General features: G+C 47.0%; 10 protein-coding genes. 5 read left to right on the top strand and 5 right to left on the bottom strand.

The genetic code is table 11. From position 1 onward, the window contains the following. The first annotated feature begins 23 nt into the window (after positions 1–23). The gene (locus tag T491_RS15715) at positions 24–2,228 is read left to right on the top strand and encodes a glycoside hydrolase (protein WP_081773244.1); all 2,205 of its coding nucleotides are present in this window, start codon (positions 24–26) and stop codon (positions 2,226–2,228) included. Next, positions 2,225–3,745, top strand: a complete 1,521-nt coding sequence (locus T491_RS0104960; RefSeq protein WP_028902907.1) for a glycoside hydrolase family 30 protein — start codon at positions 2,225–2,227, stop codon at positions 3,743–3,745. The genes T491_RS15715 and T491_RS0104960 overlap by 4 nt, the downstream gene beginning before the upstream one ends. A 9-nt stretch (positions 3,746–3,754) precedes the next feature. On the opposite strand, the gene T491_RS0104955 is transcribed toward T491_RS0104960, so the two are convergent. Next, positions 3,755–4,780: a glycosyl hydrolase 53 family protein gene (locus tag T491_RS0104955; protein WP_231480180.1), complete on the bottom strand. Its 1,026-nt coding sequence runs from the start codon at positions 4,778–4,780 to the stop codon at positions 3,755–3,757. Positions 4,781–5,029: 249 nt separating this feature from the next. Here T491_RS0104955 and T491_RS0104950 point away from each other — a divergent pair, with 249 nt between their 5' ends. Next, complete coding sequence (locus T491_RS0104950; protein ID WP_028902905.1) at positions 5,030–5,818, top strand: hypothetical protein; 789 nt, start codon at positions 5,030–5,032, stop codon at positions 5,816–5,818. Here T491_RS0104950 and T491_RS0104945 read toward each other — a convergent pair. The 3 genes from T491_RS0104945 to purL are packed head-to-tail and all read right to left on the bottom strand — an operon-like array spanning position 5,815 to position 10,690. After that, positions 5,815–6,390, bottom strand: coding sequence for a chromate transporter (locus T491_RS0104945; RefSeq protein WP_028902904.1), 576 nt, complete (start codon positions 6,388–6,390; stop codon positions 5,815–5,817). The genes T491_RS0104950 and T491_RS0104945 overlap by 4 nt on opposite strands. Before the next feature lie 16 nt (positions 6,391–6,406). Further along, positions 6,407–6,949, bottom strand: a complete 543-nt coding sequence (locus T491_RS0104940) for a chromate transporter (RefSeq protein WP_028902903.1) — start codon at positions 6,947–6,949, stop codon at positions 6,407–6,409. A gap of 30 nt (positions 6,950–6,979) precedes the next feature. Next, positions 6,980–10,690 (bottom strand): phosphoribosylformylglycinamidine synthase, encoded by a 3,711-nt coding sequence (purL, locus tag T491_RS0104935; protein ID WP_028902902.1) that lies wholly within the window; start codon positions 10,688–10,690, stop codon positions 6,980–6,982. Between the two features lie 281 nt (positions 10,691–10,971). Between purL and T491_RS0104930 the strand changes: the two genes are divergently transcribed. Continuing rightward, complete coding sequence (locus T491_RS0104930) at positions 10,972–13,230, top strand: DUF4842 domain-containing protein (RefSeq protein WP_155950041.1); 2,259 nt, start codon at positions 10,972–10,974, stop codon at positions 13,228–13,230. 91 nt (positions 13,231–13,321) lie between these two features. Here the strand turns inward: T491_RS0104930 and T491_RS0104925 are convergent, their stop codons facing one another. Continuing rightward, entirely contained in the window at positions 13,322–14,656 is a 1,335-nt protein-coding gene (locus T491_RS0104925) for an LruC domain-containing protein (RefSeq protein WP_197018799.1), read from the bottom strand. A 157-nt stretch (positions 14,657–14,813) separates the two neighbouring features. Here T491_RS0104925 and T491_RS0104920 point away from each other — a divergent pair, with 157 nt between their 5' ends. After that, positions 14,814–17,129, top strand: coding sequence for a hypothetical protein (locus T491_RS0104920; RefSeq protein ID WP_155950040.1), 2,316 nt, complete (start codon positions 14,814–14,816; stop codon positions 17,127–17,129). The last annotated feature ends 7 nt before the right edge of the window (positions 17,130–17,136 follow it).

Raw genomic sequence — 17,136 nt, 5'->3', positions numbered from 1 at the left:
ATATAACAAAAGCTTTATAAGAGATGAGACGTTCCCTGATATTTCTGGTTGGGCTGATGATGTCGGTCATCGCCAGTGCACAAACAACGCTCCTTGCCGATTTTGAAGACGGCACTGCGGGCAATCTGAAAATCAACAAGGACTATCAGGGGAGTCTCTTCTCTGTGAAGCCATCCGTGATGGACAACCCGTCGAAGACGGGACTCAACACCTCGGACAAATGTGTCGGAGCAACCAACAAGGCAGATGCCGACTGGCAGAAAAACTTTATCATTCTTGATCTGAAAGAACCAGTAGTCATCAGTGATGAAAATCGCATTCTCACAATGCTGGCCTACCGTTCTATTCAACCCAAGGATATGCGTATAGGCTTTAACGGCTATGAAGAAGCCCATCAACTCTATATCGGCAAGCTATCTGCCGATGCGACGTGGGAGCGTATCAGCATTGATCTGGCAGACTTTGTCGGAAAGACCCTGAAAACCATCTATATTGTTTTAAGCTGCAACTGGAGTGACCCACGTTCTGGTTGGGGCGAAGCTACCTATTGTTTTGATGACATCTCATTAGGCGCAGGTGAAGCCCTACCTCCTGCTGAGGTCAAGATTGACCTGAGCAAGACCTATCAGACCGTCCAAGACTTTGGTGCCAGCGATTGTTGGACAGCAAAGTACATCAGTGACTATTTCAGCACTACAGAGAAAGAGAAAGCTGCTCGATGGCTATTCAGTCAGCAGATGGACGGCGATGGCAATCCAGAAGGTATCGGTCTGTCATGTTGGCGTGTCAACATCGGAGCAGGTTCCGCAGAACAGGGTTCCAATAGCAATATCGACGACGAGACACGACGAGCAGAGTGTTACCTAAAGTCGGACGGCACCTATGACTGGACCAAATGCAATGGTCAGCAGTGGTTCATGAAACAAGCTAAGGACTATGGTGTCGACCACTTCCTGCTATTCTCAAACTCTGCCCCTGTTTATCAAACAAAAACCGGAAAAGCAAACACAAACGGACAGGATTTATCGTGCAATCTGAAAGATGACTGTTACGACGACTTTGCTGAATTCTTAGCAACAACCACCAAGCATTTCGTGGATGAGGGTTACAACGTGACCTATATTGACCCAGTCAATGAACCTCGATTTGAATGGAAAGACGGTCAGGAGGGTTCACCATGGGAAAATGCAAACATCGCCAAGTTAGCTAAAGAACTCAATAAGAGCATTGTGGATCGCGAGCTCACTACCAAGATCCTAATTCCTGAAGCCAGCTCATGGGATCTGCTCTATAGCGGCACAGGCAGGGCTTCGAATCAGATTAATGCCTTCTTCAAGAGTGGCAGTTCGACTTATATCGGTGACTTACCCTCGTTAGCAAAGGTAGTAGCAGGTCATAGCTACTGGACATTCACTAACAACACAGATTTAAAGAACATCCGTGAAGAAGTGCGTGATGCCGCCAACGAGTACGGACTTGAAGTAATACAGACAGAGTGGTCGATGCTTGATACAGCGCCATCTACCTCTGCAGGTTTTCCCGCCAGCTACGAAGCTGCAACCAAGATGGATATCGCCCTCTATATGGGCAAACTGATCTATTGCGACCTGAACTATGGCAACATGTCAGGATGGTCGTACTGGACATCATTCGCACAAGAGAAATACAGTCAGAAAAACCGTTTCTACCTGATTCGCATGAATGCCAAGGGCGACACTGGTGAGGAGAGTTATGGTGATATAAAAGAAGGAGGTACTTTGACAGCCGACAAAAACCTCTGGGTACTTGGAAACTACAGTCGTTTCATCCGTCCCGGCTATCAGCGTGTTGACGTGAGCGGCGCCGATGAGATGAACGCACTAATGGGCTCATCGTGGTTGTCGCCCAATGGAAAGACTTTAGTAACAGTCATGGTTAACATGAATCGCACCAGTCGTAAGATTGGACTTACTCTGACAGACAAGTCTATTGATGGTATCAAGACCTATGTCACTGACAAGGAGCACGACTTACAATTGGTTTCATCGCTTAACGATGCCACCAATCTGGAAATACCAGCTCGTTCGGTGGTCACTGTAGTTGCAACCCTTGGCAACTCAACTGGCATAAGTGAAGTAAGAGTCAACAATAGAAACGACGATAGAATCTATTCTCTTAATGGTCAGTTGATAAGCCGTCCACAAAAGGGTATTTATATTAAGAATGGTAAGAAATACATTGTAAAATGAGATATCAATGGTTATTAGCTCTGGCTACAGTGGCCTCTGTATGTCACGCAACAGACTTTAAGATTGAAGTCAGTCAGCCACGTCAGAAAATTCTGCACTTTGGTGCTTCTGATGCATGGTCGATGCAGTTTATCGGTCTTTGGGATGATCAAACAGAGCAAGAGAAGATTGCCGATTGGCTTTTCTCACTCGAAAACGATGCCCAGGGTAAGCCCAAAGGTATCGGTCTTTCGGTATGGCGTTTCAATTTAGGAACAGGCAGTGCCGAACAGGGTAAAGACTCACAGATACAACCCGGAACACGTACGGAGTGCTTCTTAACAAAGGAGGGGTCATACGATTGGACTAAGCAACCAGGACAACGTAAGTTCCTGAAGATGGCACAACAGCGTGGAGTACCCCATTTCCTGGCCTTCATGAATTCTGCCCCCGTATATTTCACGCAGAATGGTCTGGCAACAAATACCGGACGAGGTGGTACCATCAATCTGAAGGATGACTGTTATGACGACTTTGCCAAATTTATGGCAACAGCCGTTAAAGGCATAGAGGAACACGATGGCATCCATTTTGATTATCTCTGCCCTGTCAACGAGCCTGATGGTCACTGGAACTGGCTTGGTCCTAAACAGGAAGGTTCGCCTGCCACCAACCGAGAGATTGCCCGACTGATACGTGAAACCGGAAAGGCATTTAAAAAGCAAGGTCTTACTACCCAGATTATTGTCGATGAGTCGAGCGATCTACGCTGTCTCTTAGCAACTCACGAGACGAACTGGGAGCGTGGCTATCAGATACGCACTTTCTTCTCGAAAGACAGTACAAAGACCTATCTGGGCAATGTACCCAATGTGCCTCGGCTGATGGTTGGGCACAGCTATTGGACCAACACCCCAGTACCTTATATGAGAGAAATTCGCGAACAGCTACGCGATACCATCGCTAAATACGGTCTGAAGTTCTGGCAGACAGAACTATGTATTATGGGCAATGATGAGGAGATAGGTGGCGGCGGTGGCTACGACTTCTCGATGAAAACAGCCCTTTACGTAGCACGTGTGATTCATCACGACTTGGTATTTGCCGATGCCGAAAGCTGGTCGTGGTGGCGTTCTGTGGGCGAGGATTACAAGGATGGACTCATACGAGTCTACACCTCAGACCATATGAAGAGCGGCTATGCCGTTGACTCTCGTCTGATGTGGGCTTTGGGCAACTACAGTCGTTTTATCCGTCCTGGTGCCACCCGCTACGAGGTATCCTCATCGGCAGAATTCAATCCATATGGCGTGATGTGTTCTGCCTATCAGAATGTCGATGGCAAATGGGTGGCTGTAGTCATCAACTATAGCAACCAGATGCAGGATTTCAGCCTCAACCTGTCAAATCAGCAAACTGTCCAATGGCAGATGTATCGCACTTCGGATGTATCAGGCGAAACACTGAAACCCATAGGACAAACAACGGGAAAGCAATTATTGCCTCCCCGTAGTATCACCACTTTTGTAGCACAATAACGTTACATTCTATTCAACAAAGGCTTCCATGATGGCTGTAGGTGCGGCGTTGCTGTTAAAGGCGCCAAGCTTGTAGCCACCAGGTAGGCATTGTGGTTCCCAATAGAACACCCCACGACAATGCCCCTTGGTATCACGACGAGCCTCGCGAATCACACGCGTTAGCTGTCTACGCCCCTCTTCCATCTTTTCAGGATGTTGTTCATCGACCTCAAAACCCGTTTCTACAATCATTACATCGCAACCGTATTTCTCGCTGCAATGACGGATATTCGCTATACAATCACTAATAATCCCATCAGGATTTAATTCTGGATGATCCTGCATAGCCCAGTAAGGATAGAGCGACATACCTATCATATCAAACTTACCACCATACTTTTTCACGATATCCAGATTATAATCATAAAGACTCTGCAGGTGGCCGCGGTCCAGATGTACGATGACTATCGCGTGAGGGAACACCTGCTTCACAGCATCGTAACCAGCACGGATAAAGCCGGCATACTGTTTGGGATTCTGTTCAATATGCCCCATGGGCCAGAGTAAACCGTTAGCCGTCTCGTTACCAACCTGTACCCATCGTGGCTCTATGCCATTAGCCTTGAGTAGCGAAAGCACATCAATGGTATGTTCGCGCAGATCCTTCTTCATCTGCTTGAAACTATGATCTTTCCAAGCCTCGGGGATGGGCTGCTTGGCAGGATCGGCCCACGAATCGCTGTAATGGAAATCCACCATCAGATCCATCCCCAACGCATTGGCACGCTTAGCCATAGCCAGTAACTCATGCTTATCGTTCATACCGCCACGTGGGTTTACCCACACACGCATGCGGATGGCCTTCATCTGGTAATCGTTCTTCAGCAGTTCTAAACAGTCACGTTCCTTACCATTACGGTCATGAAACTTCACACCATGTTTTTCCTGACCAGTGAGGAATCCCACATCAGCCCCTTTCACAAAGTCCTCCTGTGCATGAACACTCTGAGAAAAGAGGGCCAAAACCATTGATACAAGTAGTAATTTCATCATTCAGTCTGTTTATATGATGCAAAAATAGAACTTTTTTCTATAATTGCATTACCACATCTGTTTATATTAGGTTTTATTAAACAATTAAGGTGATATGCGAAAAAAAACAATTATTCTTCGTTTATATCAAAATAAGTTGTATATTTGCAGACGAAAGACAATAAATATCAAATGCCTATGCAATCTATCTTTAGAAAAATCCTTATAGCACAACTGCTTTTTTGCCAGGTTTGGGCTGTGGCAGGAAACATGAGTACCAATACTTATGAGAATGCCGATTCTGTCCATCATATCATCACTGGTAATGCTGCCTATCAATGGGTAGGCGAGCATCTGGACTCGTTAGCAGATTCGTATCTATTAAAGAGTGACAACATTCTTGACCCAGACATTGTACGTGAGGAATTGAAATGCATAGGCTACAACGGATTGAACGTTACCGATTATATTATGGCAAGCAGGCAGATAGACAGTCTGGTACTCATCAAGCTGATAGATCGTGCCGAAGCTGAAAACAATAAGACCATCTTTTTTATGATGGGGTCGACAGCTGCAGGCAAATCGACTGCTTTACGGAATAATCCAAACCTAAAGGCGTTGGCAAGTAGCGCCGGATTGGTGTACGATGGTGCTTTCATCAGTATCCCATCATTTGAGACACGTCTAAAGATGGTGCAAGACCGCGGTTTTAAAGCCAGCATCATCTTTGTGCACAATGATCCGAAGACAGGCTTTACGAACATGATAAACCGCCTCATCAGGTCGAACCGCGCCATGAGCTACTACTATTACGTGTATTGCTATCCTCGGTTCAAAGGGCGCATTGCCTATTTGCTGGAGGAACATCCCGACGTTACACTCTATTGCTTGGACAACAGTCAAAACAAAGGTGGCGTACGTGTCAGCATAGAAGAGGCAATGACATGGGACTATACCATCACAGAACAGATGGAACACACACTCTATGATATCATGCAGCAGTTCATCAACTCTGGTCAGTTGACGCCCGCACAAGTCCAAGCCCTGACTGCCCGTTAATAAAGAAGCAATAATCCGGCAAAACCAGCGTAGCAAATCATACGGATAGGGTTGATCTTGAGATAGCCGGTGCCAAATGCAGTGGCAACAAGGAGCGCACAACTGATACCGAATTGCCAAGGATTCTCATAAGGTGAAGAGAAGTTCTCCTTGTTACAGAGCAGCAGGGTGGCAGCAGCCAACAAACCTACGACAGCAGGACGCAGACCAGTGAATATCGACTGTACCAATGGGGTATTCATGTACTTCATGAACATCTTACTAATCAAGATCATCAATACCAACGATGGCAACACAAGAGCAAAGGTTGCCGTTGCCGAACCAAGAATGGACATCAGGTGCCCATAACCAGCATTATGAATAGCGGTATAGCCGCAATACGTGGCAGAGTTGATACCGATAGGTCCAGGTGTCATCTGTGAGATAGCCACTATATCTGTGAACTCCGACGTTGAAAGCCAGTGATGTGCCTCAACTGTTTCGTGCTGAATGAGTGAAAGCATACCATAACCTCCACCAAAGCCGAAGAGGCCAATCTCGAAGAATGTGATAAATAAACTAACGAAAATCATATTTCAGCCACGAATTTCACGAATTACACGAAGTCTTATTTATTCTGCCATAGATATAGCCTCCAACAGCTGCTATCAATATAATATAGATTGGCGAAATGCCAAGGGCCCAAATAGCCAAGGCGCAAGCCACAGGAATCCATATGGTGTACCAGTTGAGTTTAGCCCGCTGTCCCAAACGGAAGGTCGGTACAGCAATCAAGGCCACCACCGCAGGACGGATACCACGGAACATAGCTGCCACCACCTTATTATCCTTAAACTGACTGAAGAACATGGCAATAGCCAGAATAATCAGGAACGAAGGCAAAGCCGTTCCAAGTGTAGTACAGATGGCGCCACGCGTCTTGCGCAACTTATAGCCGATAAAGGTGGCGATGTTGATAGCAAATACACCAGGACAACTCTGGGCAATGGCTATCAGGTCGAGCATCTCGTTCTTTGACACCCACTGTTTCTTGTTCACTACCTCTTCCTCTATCAAAGGTATCATGGCATATCCACCGCCAAGGGTGAATATGCCAATCTTAAAGAAGGTCTTAAATGATTCCCAATAAATACTATTCACTTTTCACTGTAAACTTTTCACTTACTTGTGAGCCTCCACCCATTTACGTGCATTGACGAAGGCCTCAATCCATGGAGTAACCTCATCCTGACGACGATCGGCAGGATACCAGGCGTTCTGCCATGGGAATACGGCTCGCTCCAAGTGAGGCATCATGCAGAGATGACGACCATCAGCAGAGCAGATACCAGCTACATTATAGTCGGATCCGTTAGGATTAGCAGGATAGCCAGCATAGTTATACTTAGCAATCACGTTGTAAGCGCTCTCAGCCTCGGGCAGTGAGAACTTTCCTTCGCCATGAGCAACCCACAAACCGAGCTTGTTGCCGCTCAGTGAACCGAACATCACGCTGTTGTTCTGAGGAATGCTCAGCGAGATGAACTCACTCTCGAACTTATGAGAGTCGTTGTGCAGCATCTTAGCACCCTTAGCACCAGTCAAGCCAAGTTCAACCATCAGCTGACAACCGTTACAGATACCTAATGAGAGGGTATCCTCGCGAGCGTAGAATTTATCGAGTGCCTCCTTAGCCTTAGGATTGAAGAGGAAGGCACCAGCCCAACCCTTAGCCGAACCAAGTACGTCGGAGTTAGAGAAACCACCGCAGAATACAATCATGTTGATATCCTCGAGAGTCTCGCGACCAGAAATCAGGTCGGTCATCATCACATCCTTCACGTCGAAACCAGCCAGATACAAGCAGTAAGCCATCTCACGCTCACCGTTGGTACCCTTCTCACGAATGATGGCAGCCTTAATACCTGAAGGCTGACGGCGATCGGCAGAGATACCATACTGAGCCAACTTACCAGTGAAGTCCTTATTAAACTGCATCTCGATAGGCTGCTTCTTATAGTTAGTGAAACGCTCGGCAGCCTTACCATTGAAGCTCTGCTTGCGATCGAGCAAGTAAGAAGTCTTATACCATGTATCACGGAGAGCATCGATGTCGAATGTATGCTCTGCATCACCAGCCTTCACAACGATAGTGCGGGCATCTTCAACAGGATAACCAATCTTAGCATAGCCAATGCCCTGCTCCTCCATGAAGTCCTTGAACTCCTGCTTGTACTCATCGCTTACCTCAATAACTACGCCAGGGTTCTCAGCGAAGAGAGCCTTAACAACATCGCCATCGGCACAGATGTCGTGCAGGTTGATGTGCATACCTCCCTTAGTGTTAGCGAAGCACATCTCAAGCAGCGTGGTAATCAAACCACCGGCAGAGATATCGTGACCAGCCATAATCCATCCACGGTTAATCATCTCCTGAACAGCCATGAAGGCATCGGCAAAGTACTCGGCATTCTTTACAGTAGGCACATCGTCGCCTACCTTACCCAGGCTCTGAGCGAAAGCAGAACCACCAAGGCGCTGCTCGTCGAACGAGAAATCGATATGATAAAGTGATGCATTCTTATCGTTAACCAATACAGGGCTTACCACCTTTTTAATGTCAGAAACCTCACCACCAGCAGATACAATCACTGTTCCTGGAGAGATAATCTTCTCGCCGTTAGGATACTGCTGAGAGAGCGACAGCGAGTCCTTACCTGTTGGTACGTTGATGTGCAGGTCGCAACAGAAGTCGCTCAGCGCCTTTACACCAGCATACAGACGGGCATCCTCACCCTCCTGAGAGCGGCAAGGCCACATCCAGTTGGCAGAAAGACTCAGCGAATCCATACCCTCGGCGAGTGGAGCCCATACGATATTTGTGAGAGCCTCAGCTACAGAAAGTACAGAACCAGCAGCAGGATCAGCCAGACCAGCCTGAGGTGCATGACCCAGTGCTGTGGCGATACCCTTCACACCACGATAGTCGAGGGCTACAACGCCACAGTCGCTCAGAGGCAACTGAATCTCTCCCTGACACTGCTGACGTGCAATCTTACCTGTTACCGAACGGTCGACCTTGTTAGTCAACCAGTCCTTACAAGCCACAGCCTCCAGCTGAAGCACACGGTCGAGGTACTCGTTAATCTTATCCTGACTGTAGGTTACATCACTATAGTGACGCTCTACAGTATTATCTTTCATAATAGTCTTGGGTGAATGACCGAACATCTGAGCCACATCCAGATCGAATGGCTTCACACCATCGCCCTGCTTGAACGAGAAGTGAGCATCGCCAGTAGTCTCACCAACTACATACAGTGGAGCACGCTCGCGCTCAGCAATCTTACGTACATGCTCGATATGCTTCTCGTCGATGAGCAGACCCATACGCTCCTGACTCTCGTTGGCAATGATTTCCTTGCTTGAAAGGGTCTTGTCGCCGATAGGCAACTTGGTCATATCAATCTCACCACCGCACTCCTCAACGAGCTCAGAGAGACAGTTGAGGTGTCCGGCTGAACCATGGTCGTGTATTGAAACAACGGGGTTCACATCCTCCTCACAGAGGGCACGAACCAGATTGTAGGCACGCTTCTGCATCTCAGGGTTAGCACGCTGAACGGCGTTCAACTCGATACCGTTGCTGTAGCGACCTGTATCAACTGATGATACAGAACCACCTCCAAGACCGATGCGGTAGTTATCACCACCAACTACAACCACCTTGTTGCCCTTCTGAGGCTCCTTCTTCAGACAGTCGCGCTTAGTGCCATAACCTACACCACCAGCCAGCATGATTACCTTGTCGTAAGCATACTTGGTATCATTGGGCTCCTGATGCTCGAAGGTAAGTACAGAACCGCAGATCAGTGGCTGACCGAACTTATTTCCGAAGTCGGAAGCACCATTCGAAGCCTTAATCAGAATCTGCTCAGGTGTCTGATACAGCCACTGGCGAACAGGAAGGATATCCTCCCAGTCGCGTGTCAGCTTGTCATCGTCAGTCAGACGTGGATAAGCAGTCATATAAACAGCTGTACCTGCGATAGGCCATGAACCAACACCACCACCCATACGGTCGCGGATTTCACCACCAGTACCAGTAGCGGCACCATTGAATGGCTCTACGGTTGTGGGGAAGTTGTGTGTCTCAGCCTTCAGCGAGATAACACTCTCGATATCTTTTACCTGGAAATAGTCGCTGGTACTCTGATCCTTTGGAGCGAACTGCTCAACCACAGGTCCCTGTGCAAAAGCTACATTATCCTTATAAGCCGAAAGAATCTTGTTAGGATTCTCCTGTGTAGTCTTTTTAATCATTGCAAAGAGGCTTGACTCCATCTCCTGACCATCGATGATGAATGTACCACCGAAGATCTTATGACGGCAGTGCTCAGAGTTGATCTGTGCAAAACCGAAGATCTCAGAATCGGTCAATGGACGTCCGTTCTTCTTCTCCAGTCCGTGCAGATATTCTATTTCCTCAGGGCTCAGAGCCAGACCTTCCTGCTCGTTATATTCCTCCAGATTATCCACATACTTAATAGGCTCAGGCTTTATGTTGATAGTAAAGATGTCCTGATTCAAGCCATTATACATACGCTGCAGCATTTCGTCGTGCTCAGCGTCCTTAGTGGCAGCGGGAAAATACTCTTCTATACGAGAAATGCCGCTGAGGCCCATATTCTGTGTAATCTCAACGGCATTTGTCGACCATGGTGTCACCATCTCACGGCGCGGACCAACGAAGTATCCATCCAGTTGCTCTGCATCCAGCATGGCGGCATCACCATAAAGCCAGTTCAATTCCTTGATTTCCTGTTCACTTAGTACGTGATTTACCTCAGTGGCAATCACCGATTTCTGTGGGGTCTGAAAGAAACGTATCATACCTTTTAAATTAATAAATTTCCAAATTTGCGTGCAAAGGTACTACTTTTTATCGTAACACACAAATATAATACCCAAAACATTTGTATCTTTAAATTATATTTCAATTATTTGTCCAAAACCCATAAAACATCTATTGCCCAATAAGGGCAATGGGATGATTGTTAAAAACAACGTCCTAAGACATAAAAAAAGCCAAAGTATTTGGATTTTTCAAATAAAATGCATAAATTTGCAGCCGAATTAGTTCATTTTGTTTGATTTTAACTATTTTTTAGAGTATGAAAAGATATCTTTTAAACGGATTAGCAGTCCTTACAATGGGGCTGGCTATAACCTCCTGCATGAAAGAAATTGATTCTGAGCAGCAGGAGCAGCAGGCATCGCTTGACAATGCCCAGCAGGCGCTTGGTTTCTATATTCCAGACAACCAAGACTGGGTGATGACATCGACAGCCACAGCAACCTTCAACGTAGAAGGATTGAGCGACACAGGAGCTACACTGTATGTCTTCTCGAACAATCCGTATTCCGATGGCTACGGAAGCGTACTGGCAAGTGCACCAATGACCAGCACCACAACTACCATCAGCGGTTTCCGCATTCCCCAGCACTACAAGTCGGTGTATGTTGGATTAAAGCAGAGTAACGGCAACATGGTGTACAAATATGTAGATGTTGAGAACAATCAGATTACTGCTAACTACGATTTCAGCACCCCTGCCCAAGCCCGCACAAGAGCCAGCGCTGCAGTAGAGGGCGATCCTTTTACATTCGAGAATACAAATAGCTATTATAAGACCGTAGCCGACATTCCAGGCAACGCCAAGGATATTAACACAACCAGTAATTACGATTGTATCATGTCAGGCAAACTGGTTGCAACCAGTGGCATGCGCTCAGATGTAAACCTGTGGCAAGGACCTGCTGTCGACATTTATATCAATGGCAATGTAACCATGCCAAGCAGTGCTTATATCTACTCTGCAAACTTCTATGTTTTGCCAGGCGCAGTCCTTACGATGGACAGGCAAGCCAACTATGAATGTGCCATCTACGTTTCTGCTGGCGGTACCCTCAACTACAACCCCTCAAAGCTTGAAACCAATGAGATATGGGAGAATGGTCAGAGAAAAGACGTAAGGTCATGCATTTACAACCGAGGAGAGGTTAACTTCAGCACGAACTTTGAGGCCAACCAGGATATCACCGTCTATAACGAAGGCGTCATGAACGCCAAAAATATCACCAGCAAACCTGGCGATGGCCATCCTTCATACTTCTACAACTTCGGTGAACTGAATATCACAGGTACACTTCAATTAAACTCTTGTGCCAACTTCTATAATGAAGGTACAGTAACTGTTGGCGGCTTAACGGAGTGCACTCAGGGAAATGGCCAGATATGGTGGATTAACAAAGGTCACTACACCACCAAACAATTCAAGATTCAAGCATGGAACGGAACCTATTATAATTTCTGCCAGCTGATTGTTGAAGAGGATGCCTATCTGCACGATGGTCAGCTTAACCTCATGACGGGAGGTTATATGGAAGCAGCCTCAGCCGACTGCAACAACTTCCAGGTCAACATGAAAGGAAATACCGGCTTTAATATCAAAGGAGATAGTTATTGGGGAGAACAAGGCGATGGAACCTACCAAGGCTTTATGGCAACAGGCGAGAACAATTACGTTCGCTTAGGCGGAACCACCACCGTTGCCAGCCATAGATACAGCTTTCAGACAACAGGCAAGATAACCATTGGCTTCTACAACCTTGTAGAATTAGGAGCAGGTAACAGTGGTGTATGGCCCACCGTCCAGTTGAACGAGAACACCACAAGAGTAGATTTCAGCGAGCTGAATCCTACCTATAACTCTACCGATTGCGGTGCCTCATGGGCATCCAACCCCTCTGTAGAGACACCTGTTACAGAGAATCAGACATGGACCTATGCCTTTGAGGATAATAAGACCAGATGTGATTTCGATATGAACGACGTTGTCATTCAGATCAGAGAGAGCGAGAGCGATGCCAGCAAGCTGATTGTAACCCTGGTCGCTGCCGGATGTGAATATGACAACTATGTATGGTTGGGCAATACCCGCCTGACATGGAATGGCAATGCCGAAGTACACAATGCCCTCGGGGTAGCCAAGGGCACCATGGTAAACACTGGTAGCAGAGGTGTTGATGCTGATGCCGTATCCACCACCATTGATAAGCCTGTGGGATTTGACTTCCAGAACCCAGGACTGAAGATCCTTCCATTCCATATCAATGCCGATCCAGAAGTGGAATCAAACGCCATCACCGGTTTCATTGAAATCATAAAGGAAGGCAATCCAAGTGGTTTGGCCGAGGCGCCATTAGGCATCGCAATCCCCGACAAATGGCGTTGGCCACTGGAGCGCATCAATGTCACCAATGCCTATACAGGCTTTATTGGATGGGGTAAGCAGGCCGACCTGACCCTCAGAGCAGAAAGAGGTGGCTGGTATCAGACACCTGAAGAGGATTATGTTTACAGCAAATAAACAGTATATTTTTCAAACTCTATTATAGTTAAATGAAGGAGGGGTGTTCACGTGATGTGAATGCCCCTCCGCCCTTTATATCCTGTCCATATTAATTAAACGTCATATCCAAATTGGGATAGAGATACCAATCGTAGAAACGTGTATGATCCTCAGCCCACTCACCAAACGAATGTCCTGGCTCTGCATAGACGCCAAACGAAGCAACGACACCATCCGTACGTTTTCTATAGCCCAATTCATGCCCCTTACCCTCTAATGGATAATGGAAGTTTGCCTGAGGAACCATCAGCGCCCAAGGCAGGTCCTTGAAATTAGCTACCGAATAGTCGCAAAGCACCTTAGCCGACTTATACTCCTCGACGTGCGTCTCCCAATTGCCACCATTATAATAGGTTATAATAAACGGATCCAATGTGTTCAGCGTAAAATTGTCGAGCGAGCGGATCACATTCTGATTATCTTCCTTAAACGTAATCACATAGCTAAGCGTACGTGTGGCACGCGACTGATAATAATTCACGTCATAGTCGCCAGTCATAACATTATACTTCTTACGGGTAAAGAGACCATAGTCGGCATCCAGATTGAAGGCCATAGCCCAATGGGCATCACAGAACAGATTCAGTACAGCTTCCTGATTCCTTCCCTTCATAAGGTGAGAGTGAACGAGCGTTTTGTCGCTGAAGAGATCTCCAAAAGGATAGAGTGTCTGCTCATTAACACCAGCATTAAACGTCTCGCCAGAAGTGGTATATACCGAATCTATCTCCTCGTACGAATAGCCCACTAATCGGATAAATCCAGCAATCTGTTTGTCGCCACCGACAGCAGCAATCGTCACACTGACAGTAATCTGATTGACTGCGGTACGCTGCTGAGAGATACGGAGCACCACATCATTGTAATCATAGTCGCCTGGTTCCGGATAGTTCTCCTCATAGAGGTACGTGTAGGTCAATGGTTTCAAGCCAGACTTAGCCACTCCTGTAGTGACGCTCGAGAAATCAACCGACGTCTGATCAGAAGATATAGAGGTCACAGCCATATTACCACTCGCATCGACAAGCGCCACATAGAGTTTAGACTGCAGATAGGGTACATTGACCAATAATGAACCCGACTGACCGCCAGTCACAAAAATCCGGCTCATCAGCTCAGCCTTACTATCCGTCAAGGGATCTGACGAATAGACACATAACTGTTCATACCCCGCCCCCGAAGGCACCTGGTAATGCAGAACCTGGTCATCTGAAAGCATCCACATATGTTGCTGGTCGACGCTATCCATTGGTGAGAAATAATGAATGAGTTCCTCATGCTTTTTCTCGTCGTAAACATCCTTTTTACACGACGACAGGAAGGATGCGACTACCAGGGTTGCTATAATGGTAAAAATCAGACAATTACGCATATTTAATTTCATTTTTGAGGCCAAAATTACAAAATAATCTGATAAGTGACGCATATTTTCTAAATATTTACAGATTTTAACCATAAATATTATACAACCTGCGGAAAAAAGTGGTAACTTTGCACCCGAAAAAAGGAATAGTTACGTAACAATTTATTAGAGTCCTAAAATGAAGAAGTATTTGATAGCAGGAGCATTAGCTCTCATTTGCAACGGCCTGATGACCAGTTGCCATGAAGACATAGATGGCTACACAAACATTGAGCAAATTAAGAAAGAGCAATTTGCAAATAACTTTAACGACTTCTATTGTAAGCCATCTCCACAGCAGGACTGGGGTTTTGGTGAGGCAGGCGTATCGGCTGCACGAGCCATGACGCGTAGCCAAGGCGACAATTCATGCGGCACATGCATCAAGCCCGACATGCCTAATTTCCCCAATTACTCAAGTCAATATCCTAATTACACCACACCTGCACCTATCACAGAGGCAGAGCGTGCTTATGTCAAGCAGTGGTTTGAGGAGCATCCCGGATTTACCGCTGGTCTGAACATCAGCAACTTCTACATCCAGCATGTATGGGGCCAGGCCAGCAAGGATTATAATGTGTACTGGAAACGTTTCGACCAGAACCGCATGGCCAATAACCCAAGTGCCACGTCGAATGAATACCGCGACGATTTTGTGACCCAGGCCACCATGGACTATCTCTGTGTTGGCGACGGCGCCAACTATACCCACGCGCTTGACTTCAATGCCAACGACAATGGAACAGGCTGGAAGATGGTTTACATGGAGAACAGTTCGGCGCTGAGTTTTAAGTATCACAGCAGCTGGTGCAGCGAGGAATACAAGCTGTTTAAGTGTGCAGAAATTGATGTACCAGGCGTAGGCAAAGGCTGGTATGTGGGTCTGTGCATGTATGGCGAGAAATACGACAATGGCGACCAGAAGCTCAACAACGACATGAAGGAGCTTCAGTACTGCGACGACTGGATTCTGAAAGTGGTTCCCGGCAACGGCAGCACTGTTATTTCCGATAAAGTAACCAAAGTCTATAAGAAGAAAACCGTAGTAACACATAAGTGGGTGTTCTGCGAAGACCTGGGCAGCTCGTCGAGCAATAAGGACTACGACTACAACGACCTGGTATTCGATGCAAAGATTATCGAGGAGCATAAGGTACAGAGAGATGCTGATGGCAACGAGGCTGTTTACACCAGCGAGCCAGGCAGCACCTACTATGCTGAGGTTACTCCACTGGCAGCAGGTGGCGAGTTGGCTATAAAATTCAATGCGCTGAATAAGAATGTCCACCAGATGTTCAACCCATCGACTGCCGACAACACCCTCATTAATACCTGCCGGTTCGATCAGTCGATTTCCTTACAGCACGTTGAGGGCAGAGCAGGTGTTACCAGCCGTATCGATTTTGCCTCAGCCGACGAGGCTACCGTCAATAATATTGTAGTGATGGTTCGCTCTTCATTAGCTGTCTACCAGCTGGAGGCCTATCAAGGAAAAGCGCCCCATAAGATATGTGTACCTGTAGGAACCCGCTGGGCTTACGAGCGCACAGACATCAAGGAAGCCTATACAGGATTCGTAGCGTATGTAGGTGGCGGTGCAGAGCCTTGGACCACCACTGGCGTAGAGGACAATCTCTATCCACTGGAAGGTGTTGACTACGACATGAAGACCGACAAGACCGGCACCGTCAGCTATGAAGAGGTGAGCAGGACCTCTAACCCCACATACAGCTACACATTAGCTGATGCGAGTCACGAGCATACGCTTTGGAGCGATACCAGTGGTAGCACCACATTCGATAATTGGAACGGTTACGTCTCAGTATCTGCCAATGACCTGAAGACAGCTGAAATCGGCAACGGAACCATCATTCGTTTCTACTTCACCAGCCAGAACGGCTATATTATCAAAGCCACAGACTCTTCTTGGGGGAATTTCGACCTGGGCAATACCGGATGGAACGAGAACTCCACCCAAGGCAATGCCAAGAACGGCTATGTAGAGTTTAAGCTTAACACGACCACAGCCAACCGCTTCAAGCAGAACGGTATGATTTTCCAAGGCGGAGGCGTAACAGCCTTGGCTCTTACCTATGACAACAGCCAGAAGACAGCCGACGAGCCACAGGGCGGAGGCGGTTCAGCAACAGTCATCTGGAGCGGTTCGAAGACTGTAGCATTTAATCTGGACATTCTGATCTCCAAGGATAAATTTGCTAACGCAAGCAGCACCAGCAAACTGAGATTCTACGGAAGCGCCGCTGGCGATTGGAAGCAGCTCTGGCTGAAGACCGATGGCTGGCAGGACATCGTGAAGTTCTATGAAGGTGCAGATTGGCCTTCAGCAGGCTATGTAGAGTTCACGATTGGCAACTACCTGAGCACCTTGCAGAACAACAACATCACTGTGCAGGGCGCAAGCGTCATATTAACCAAGGTTGAGCTGATTCCTTAAAATTGCG

It is taken from the genome of Prevotella sp. P6B4 (assembly GCF_000619985.1).
Taxonomy (GTDB): domain Bacteria; phylum Bacteroidota; class Bacteroidia; order Bacteroidales; family Bacteroidaceae; genus Prevotella.
Note: the sequence above shows the minus strand (reverse complement) of the source record. Positions and strands in the feature narration are given on the sequence as shown.

Bases quoted from the DNA above. Each gene is read 5' to 3' on its own strand.
- T491_RS15715 (WP_081773244.1), top strand. From the start codon at position 24: ATGAGACGTTCCCTGATATTTCTGGTTGGGCTGATGATGTCGGTCATC.
- T491_RS0104960 (WP_028902907.1), top strand. From the start codon at position 2,225: ATGAGATATCAATGGTTATTAGCTCTGGCTACAGTGGCCTCTGTATGT.
- T491_RS0104955 (WP_231480180.1), bottom strand. From the start codon at position 4,780: ATGATGAAATTACTACTTGTATCAATGGTTTTGGCCCTCTTTTCTCAG.
- T491_RS0104950 (WP_028902905.1), top strand. From the start codon at position 5,030: ATGAGTACCAATACTTATGAGAATGCCGATTCTGTCCATCATATCATC.
- T491_RS0104945 (WP_028902904.1), bottom strand. From the start codon at position 6,390: ATGATTTTCGTTAGTTTATTTATCACATTCTTCGAGATTGGCCTCTTC.
- purL (WP_028902902.1), bottom strand. From the start codon at position 10,690: ATGATACGTTTCTTTCAGACCCCACAGAAATCGGTGATTGCCACTGAG.
- T491_RS0104930 (WP_155950041.1), top strand. From the start codon at position 10,972: ATGAAAAGATATCTTTTAAACGGATTAGCAGTCCTTACAATGGGGCTG.
- T491_RS0104925 (WP_197018799.1), bottom strand. From the start codon at position 14,656: ATGAAATTAAATATGCGTAATTGTCTGATTTTTACCATTATAGCAACC.
- T491_RS0104920 (WP_155950040.1), top strand. From the start codon at position 14,814: ATGAAGAAGTATTTGATAGCAGGAGCATTAGCTCTCATTTGCAACGGC.